Here is a 7,624-nt window from a genome sequence, read left to right as displayed (position 1 = left end):
GTTTGGGTGAGGGGGTGCAGGTCGGTGTGGTCCCAGGTGGTGACGGTATCGGTGCCGGTGCCGCCGTGCCTGGTGTGGTGTTCCTCGACGAGAGTGGCATCGTGCCAGGTGAAGCGCACCGTTTCGGCGATGGTGCCGTCGGGGTGGTGGCGGTGTTTGGCGACGCGCCGACCGAAGGGATCGTAGGTGTAGGTCCACACCGTGCCGTCGGGGGTGACTGTGCGAGTGAGACGGTCGTGGGCGTCCCAGGTGTAGTGCCAGGTGTCGGGGGTGCGGGAGATGCGGGTGACGGTGCGGCGGATCACCCGCCCCGCCGCGTCGTAGGAGTAGCGGGTGCGGCCGGCGCGGGCCAGCAGGGTGCCGGTGTAGGCGCGTTCCCCGACCGCCTCGACCGGCAGCCCCGGCGCCTCGGCGAGGGTTTGGTCGCCGGTGGGGTTGTAGGTGTAGGTCTCGGTGCCGGACGGACCGGTGAGGTTCGTGGGGCGGCCGATGGGGTCGAGGGCGAGGGTGGTGGTGCCCGAGTCGTCGGTGACGGTGGTGGGGTAGCCGTCGGCGCGGTGGGTCCAGCGTTTGTGGTGCAGACGCCGACCCCCGGCACCGGTGAGGGATTGTTCGACCAGGCGCCCGGCCGCGTCGTGACCGGTGGAGAGGGTCAGGGCGCCGGCGATGCGACGTTCGATCTCCCGACCGGCTGCGTCCCGGTGGAAGTTCAGGTGCCGGCCGGCGGTCTCCAGGCCGATCGGGCGTCCGGCGGTGTCATAAGTCCATCGGCTGGTGTGGCCGGTGGGGGTGGTGCGGGAGAGCAGGTGGCCCACCGGATCGACGGTGAGGGTCAGGGTGTGGCCGTTGACCGTCTCGCTCAGCAGGTTCCCGGCCGGGTCGTGGGTGCGGAACAGCTCCACGCCCGGGGAGGTTGCCGAGATCAGCCGGCCGGCGGCGTCGTGGGTCCAGGTGGTGATCTCGCCGGTATCGGTGGTGGTGGAGGTCAACCGGCCGAGGGCATCGTAGGTGTGGGTGAGGGTCTGTCCGGCCGGGTTGGTCTGGTGAACCGGGCGGCCCACCGCGTTGAGTTGCCATGTGGTGGTGCGGCCGTCGTAGTCGGTCTCCGCGACGGTGCGGCCGGCCGCGTCGAGGGTGTGGGTCCAGGTGCGGCCGTCGGGGGCGGTGACGGCGGTGATGTTCAACTCGGTGTCACGGGTGAAGACATACCGCGCACCATCCGGACCGGTCTGGGAGACCGGCAGGTCGAACGGGCCATAGGCCCAGGTGGTGATCCCGCCGTTCTCGTCGGTGTGGGTCAGACAGTTGCCCTCCGCATCCCACTCCCACGCCTCCACGTGGCCCAGGGGGTCGGTGCGGCGCACCGGCTTGCCCTCCGAAGACCACTCCATCCGGGTGGTCGCACCGAGGGGGTCGGTGATGGAGGTGGGGCGGCCGAAGGCGTCCCGCTCCAGGACGGTGGTCGCGCCGAGCGGGTCGGTGACCGCGAGAGGCAGTCCGGCGGGGTCGGTGTCGATGCGGGTGACGGCGCCGAGTGCGTCGGTGATGGTGGCGGGGGCGCCGGTGGACCGGTGGGTGTACCGCACCGCATTTCCGGCGGGGTCGGTGACGGCGGTGCGGTTGCCCCGTTCGTCGAACTCCTGCCGCCAGATCGTGCCGTCGGCCTCGGTGATCACGGTGGGCAGACCGAGAGCGTTGTACTCGGCACGGATCTCGTGGCCGTCGGGACGAACAACGGTGGTCAGGTCGCCGTGCTCGTTGTGGGTGTAGCGGGTGGTGTGGCCCAGCGGATCGGTGACCGAGAGCAGGTTGTCGTAGCGATCCCATTGGCGGCGGGTGGTGTTGCCCAGCGGATCGGTCTCCGCGACGAGCTGGAAGCTGTCGTTGAACTGGTAGACGGTGGTGTGGCCGAGGCTGTTGGTGGCCTCGGTCCGGTTGTCCTGCGGGTGGTAGCGGTAGCGGTACTCCAGCGCCCGGTCGGTGCCGGTGGAGAACACACACCGGCCCGCTTCGTCGTATTCGTAGCGGTACCAGGTGGCGTTGCGGTCCTCCCAGCGGATCAGCCGATCGTGTTCGTCGTACCACAGCCGCAGGGGCAGGCCGGAGGAGTTGAACACGCGCGCGAGGTTCCCGGCGTCGTCGTAGTCGAAGGCCAACAACACCGGCTCATCCGGGGCGGAGAGCAGGCGGTAGGAGGTGATACGCCGGTCCACCACCGCCACCCCGATCCGGTAACCGCCCGAGTGCACGACCTCGACCGGCTCACCGGACTCGTTGTACCGGACCTCGATGCGGTTGTCGTTGCGGTCGCTGATCGCGACCAGCGGCAGCTCGTTGCCCGGCGCGCCGGGCACGGGGGCGAAGTGCAGGGTCCTACCCGACTCGCGCTGGTGGATCGTCAGCGGCGTACCGGGGCGGCCGTTCCAGGCCAGGCCCCAGCGCGGGCCCTCGATCGGCAACACCGGATCATCCGGATCCCGGGTGGGGATGGGGTAGACCAGGGTCATGCCGTCCGCAGTGCGAAAGCGCACCTCGACCGCGTCCAGCTCCAGACGCTGATCCAGAGTGGAGGACCACGACCTACCGAACAGGCGCCCGGCGCGGTAGGTGGAGATGTGGTGGCGCTCCAGCAGCAGCGGGAGGATGCCGGGCAGGTCCACATCGGTGGCCGGCATCACCAGCTCACCGGTGGCCACGTCCACGGGGTCGCCGCAGTCGTTGCGTTTGGTCATCGGCACCGCCTGGCTACGGGCCTCCTTCGCGGTCCCCTTCGCCCCGCGTGCCATGCCCAGCGCGGCGGTCTTCGCCCCGGCGGAAGCGATGCGCCCACCGGGTATGCAGTCGAGCAGCGCGAATCCGACATCCCACAGCGACGCGTCGCCGTTGGCGTAGTCGATCAACGTGTCCGCGAGGATGATCAGCGAGGCGGCCAGGATCAGCCCCCACACCAACGGCCCACCCAACACCAACGCCACGATGCTCAAAACGGTGACGACGACCTGGGCGACGGCGACGATGGTGTCCCAGTTGTCCACCACCCAATCCGCGGCCTTCTGCCACCACTTCCGATTCGGAATCCCCGCCTCGGAAGCTTCCTCCAGGTCGGCCTTGCACTTGGTCGCGGCCTCCTCGCGCAACTCCTTCGCCTGACCGGCCAACGCGATCGCGAGGTCGAGCTTCTCCCGCGCGTCGGTGACAGCGGTCTCGGCGTCACCCTTGTCCCTCTCCGCGTCGGTCAGGGCGCGGCGGACCTCGGCGGCCACCTCGCCCTCATCCGGCGGTTCGGCAGCCTCCTCGGCGTCCTCCAACGCCGAGGTCGCCCGCTCCAACCACGACTGCGCCGTGGACAACTCCTCCCGCGCCTCGATCGCCCGATTCAACGCCCGATCCGCGTCCCCCTGCGCCTCCCGCAACTTCGGCGCATACGTCAGCAGGGCCTGCGCCGCCAGATCGTAGGAGGTGTGCAACTTGTCCAAGTCGGGCGGCAGCTTCTCGAACCGATCCCGATACGCCTCCGCGCTCTCCCCCACAAACGACGCGAGCGCCCCCTCCTCGCCCATCGCACGGACCTTGCCCAGGGCGGTGAAGACGTCCTCCGCGAACTCCTCCAACTCACCCCCGAGCCGCTCGATGCGATCCGGATCCCCCGGGGTGGGATCCGAACCCATCTCCACCGGCGACCAATCCGACGCCCGCGCCATGAAAACCCCGCCCCCGCAGCTCCCCCGAGTGATGTCGGGCGCCACAGTAACGCGCAGTCCCCCGACCACAGCACAGGGGATACGGACATGCGAACGAACTCCCACACGCCGCGCACGCGGCGGGGCCCGGGGCGTGCCCGGGCCGGTGTGGAGGCCGGTCGGCGAGGGCCGGGCCGGCCGGGCTCAGCGCTTCGGGGCGATGTTCGCGTTCAGGCGGAAGAGATTGGCGGGGTCGTACGTCGCCTTGATCTCGGAGAGCCGGGCGTAATTCCCGCCGTAGCCCTCGTGCACGAGTTGTTCGCCCTCCTCCAGGAAGCCGGGGAAGTTGAGGTAGACACCGCCGGTGGAGAACGAGCGCAGGTCGGCGAAGGTCTCGCGCACCCAGGCCACGTTCGCGGCCGAGTCGGCCTCCGCCTCCCAGTTCGCCTCTATCCCGAGCAGGTAGGGGGCGTCTCGGTTGGCGAAGGCGGTCTCCTCATCCCCGACGCGGGCCATGGCGCCGCCCTGGTACCAGACGTCGACGGTGGACAGGGCCGAAGGTGCCTGTGCTGCGTGCTCGGCGAGCCGCTCGATCAGCCCGTCGCCGAGGCCGGGCACGTTGATCGATTTCCAGTGGTAGCGCAGGCCGTCGGGGTAGTCCTCGTCCACGATGCCCTGCGCCTCCGTGTAGGGGACGGTGCCGCTGAGGTCGATGATCGGTTCGGTGATCTCCCGCAGGGGCCGCAGGAGTCGCTCGCCCTCCGCCGGGTCGCCCGGGTAGGGCCCGAGCACCGCCGCGTAGTGCTTCCCCCGCACCTCGGGCGGAAAGCCCTCCTCTTCCTCCGGGATCCTGCCGAGGATCCCGAGCGGGGCGAAATCGTCCGGCCTCTCGGCCAGGTACCGCTCGCAGGCCCGCAGCACCTCCTCGGTGTGGGAGGCGGGGTGGAAGGCGAAGCAGAGGAACACCTCCGGCCCGATGGGGTGCAGTCGGTACTCGAAGGCGGTGACGACGCCGAAGTTGCCGCCGCCGCCACGGATCGCCCAGAACAGGTCCCGGTTGCGGGTGTCGTCGGCGACCACGATCCGACCGTCGGCGGTGACGACCCGCGCGGACAGCAGGTTGTCGCAGCTCAGTCCGTGTTTGCGCCGGAGCCAGCCCATGCCGCCGGAGAGGGTGAGGCCGGCCGCTCCGGTCCCCGTGACCACGCCCAGTGGGGTGGCGAGCCCGTGGCGTTGGGTCTCGCGGTCGATGTCCCCGAGTGTGCAGCCGCCCTGCGCGACGGCGCTCCGCTTCTCCGGGTCGACCCGGACCTCTCTCATCTCCGACAGGTCGATGACCAGGCCGCCGTCGCAGAGCGCCTGGCCGGCGACTCCGTGTCCGCCCCCGCGCACGGCGAGTGGCAGCTTGTTCTCGCGGGCGAAGTCGACCGAGGCGACCACGTCCTCGTCGCCGGCGCACCGGGCCACCAGGGCCGGGCGCTTGTCGATCATGCCGTTCCAGAGCTTGCGGGCCTGTTCGTAGTCGGCGTCCTCGGGCCGGATGAGGGTTCCTCGCAGCCGGGATGCGAGCGAGTCCACCAGGGGGGTCGGAAGGTCCGCCTCCCCGCCGTGCCGTTCCCGCTCCCCGCTCGGTGGCCGGTCGCCGTCGTGGTGGTGCTTCCCGTTCATGGTGGTCACCTCCGGATGTGGTCACCTCCGGATGTTCAGCTTCACCCCCGGCGGGGCGAGGTGCCACTCGGGCTTTCCGCTCCCTCTCCGCCGTCGGGCACGGCGGGCGGGCACGGGGGCGGGGCCCGGCCCGCCGCCGGGGTTGCGGCGTGGGCCGGGCCCCGCCCGACGCGGGGGCCGTTCGGTGTTTCCGGGTCGGTCAGCGGGCGGTGCCGGTGACGGTGTCGCCGGACCGGGTGAGGGTGTAGGTCACGGTGTCACCGCTCCAGAAGTGGAAGGTGAGGTTCACCGTGGAGTTGTCCCGCACGCCGTTGAAGAAGGCCGAGGGGAGGGTGATCCGGCCGGCCTCGTAGTCGGGCGAGAAGGCGGCCTCGAACTCCTTGAAGGAGGTCCAGTCGTGCGGGCCGGCGTTGCCGCCGTCGGCGTGGACGGCCTCCATGGTGGCGAGCCGGTCGCCGTTGAAGCGGGTGGGGACGACCAGGGAGTTGGTGGTGCCGGAGGCGTTGGAGAGCTGCGGCGTCTCGTGGGTGATGACACGCACCTCCCAGGGGGCGCCGCCGGAGAACTCCAGCGTCAGGGTGGCGTTGACGCCCTGGCCGCCGCGTGCGGTGAGGCGGGAGAGGGTGGCGGCGGAGATGGTGAGCCGGTCGCCGTTCAGGGTGTAGTCGGTGCCGCGCCTCAGTTCCCGGGAGCGGTGGCGGACGGCGGTGAGGGTGTGGCCGGCGGTGTCGAGGGTGATCTCGGCGTCGGTCACCGGCACGGAGCCGCGCACGAAGATCTGGTCGGTGGAGGCGGTGGCCGAGGCGGTGGTCCAGCTGGTGGAGATCTGCCGGTACAGCGCCGGGTCGTTCCACTCCAGGGCGCGGCGGTCGAAGTGCTGGCCGTTGTCCCACCACATGGTGGTCAGGTCACGGGCCCGCGCCTGGTTGCCGAAGTCCTCGAAGAACTTGAGCTTCTCGCCCTGCTGGACGGTGCCGGTGTGGCGGTCGAAGCCGAGGAGGCCGTACTCGCCGATGATCACGGGGATGCCGCGGGAGACGAAGGTGTCGTGGAGGCGGTCGAAGGTCTCGACCATGTCCCGGCGGGAGTCCTGTTCGTAGCGGGTGTAGCCGGCGACGTTCACGCTGAACGGCCAGAAGCCGTAGTAGTGGATGGTCGCGGCGAGGTTCGGGTCGTCCAGTTCGTCGAACGTCTCGACCAGTTCGTCCAGTCGCTCCTGTTCGTGGGCGGCGTGGAGGGTGGTGAGGACGAGGAGGCGGTCGGCGTTGTTGCCGCCGGAGTCGCGGACGATGCCGTGGAAGGTGGTGTTGAGGTCGTGCAGCAGTTCGGCGTCGTGCGCGGCGCCGGAGCTGCCCTCGAAGTAGGGCTCGTTGACGCTCTCGAAGCTCAGCTCGGGGGGCGCGTCGCGGAAGGTCTCGGCGATCTGTTCCCAGCTCGCGGTGTACCGGGCCATCACGGCGTCGTAGTCGCGCGGCAGGTTCATGACCCACTGCCACGAGTCGTGATGGATGTTGATCATCACGTGGAAGCCCTCGTCGAGGGCCTGGTCGACGACCTCCTCGACGCGGTCGAGGTAGGCCGGGTTGATGGTGTGATCCGGGGCGCCGCCCTGTTGGGCGTTCCAGGTCACGGGGATGCGGATGCTCTCGAATCCCTGTGCGCGGATGGCGGCGAGTTGTTGGCGGGTGACCCGGGGGTTGCCCCAGGCGGTCTCGTCGTCGCCGACGGCGTCGAGGGTGTTGCCCAGGTTCCAGCCGGGCTGCATGGCTGCGACCATGTCCATGGCGGAGGTGGTCGTCGTTTCCCGGGTGGTCTCCCGGGGCGTCTCCTCGTCGGTGCCGTTCTCCCCCGCCGAGGCGGCGGGCGGGATGGCGGCGAGGCCGAGGATGACAGCCAGCGAGGTCAGGGCGGTGAGGACACCTCGTGAACCGCTTCTCACGGTCTTCCTTTCGTATGGCGTGCGAGCGCGCCCGACGCGTCCGCTTCCGGACGACTCGTCGCACCGCCCCCGTCCTCGGATCCGCCCCTGGGGTGGGGCGGGTGCCGAACGCGTCACGGGATGCGCTCGCAGGGCTCGGACGTGTCGGGCTCATCCCTCTCACCGGCGGGAACCGGGGTGACCCGGAGATGATCGAGTCGAACAATTTCGATTCGATTCCGACACATTTCAACGAACGTATCCGCGAGTCGTGAACACGTCAACACAGAGGGAGTGGGTGTTGCGTGAGGTCGTCCGGGATGATCGGTGAAGGCCCGGTCGCCCCCATCCCTCCCCC

At 70.2% G+C, this 7,624-nt stretch carries 3 protein-coding genes; all 3 read right to left on the bottom strand.

Annotated features, from left to right (window positions below):
- On the bottom strand, window positions 1–3,668 hold a 3,668-nt coding region (locus FNQ90_RS28060; RefSeq protein ID WP_267133021.1), incomplete at its 3' end, for a DUF6531 domain-containing protein.
- Between the two features lie 216 nt (window positions 3,669–3,884).
- The gene (locus FNQ90_RS07350; protein WP_182605580.1) at window positions 3,885–5,348 is read right to left on the bottom strand and encodes an FAD-binding oxidoreductase; all 1,464 of its coding nucleotides are present in this window, start codon (window positions 5,346–5,348) and stop codon (window positions 3,885–3,887) included.
- Window positions 5,349–5,547: 199 nt separating this feature from the next.
- Window positions 5,548–7,287: a cellulase family glycosylhydrolase gene (locus tag FNQ90_RS07345; RefSeq protein ID WP_182605578.1), complete on the bottom strand. Its 1,740-nt coding sequence runs from the start codon at window positions 7,285–7,287 to the stop codon at window positions 5,548–5,550.
- Between the last annotated feature and the right edge of the window lie 337 nt (window positions 7,288–7,624).

The sequence above is a fragment of the Streptomyces alkaliphilus genome, assembly GCF_014141535.1.
Classification (GTDB): Bacteria; Actinomycetota; Actinomycetes; order Streptomycetales; family Streptomycetaceae; genus Streptomyces; species Streptomyces alkaliphilus.
This window is presented reverse-complemented; position numbering and strand designations above follow the sequence as displayed.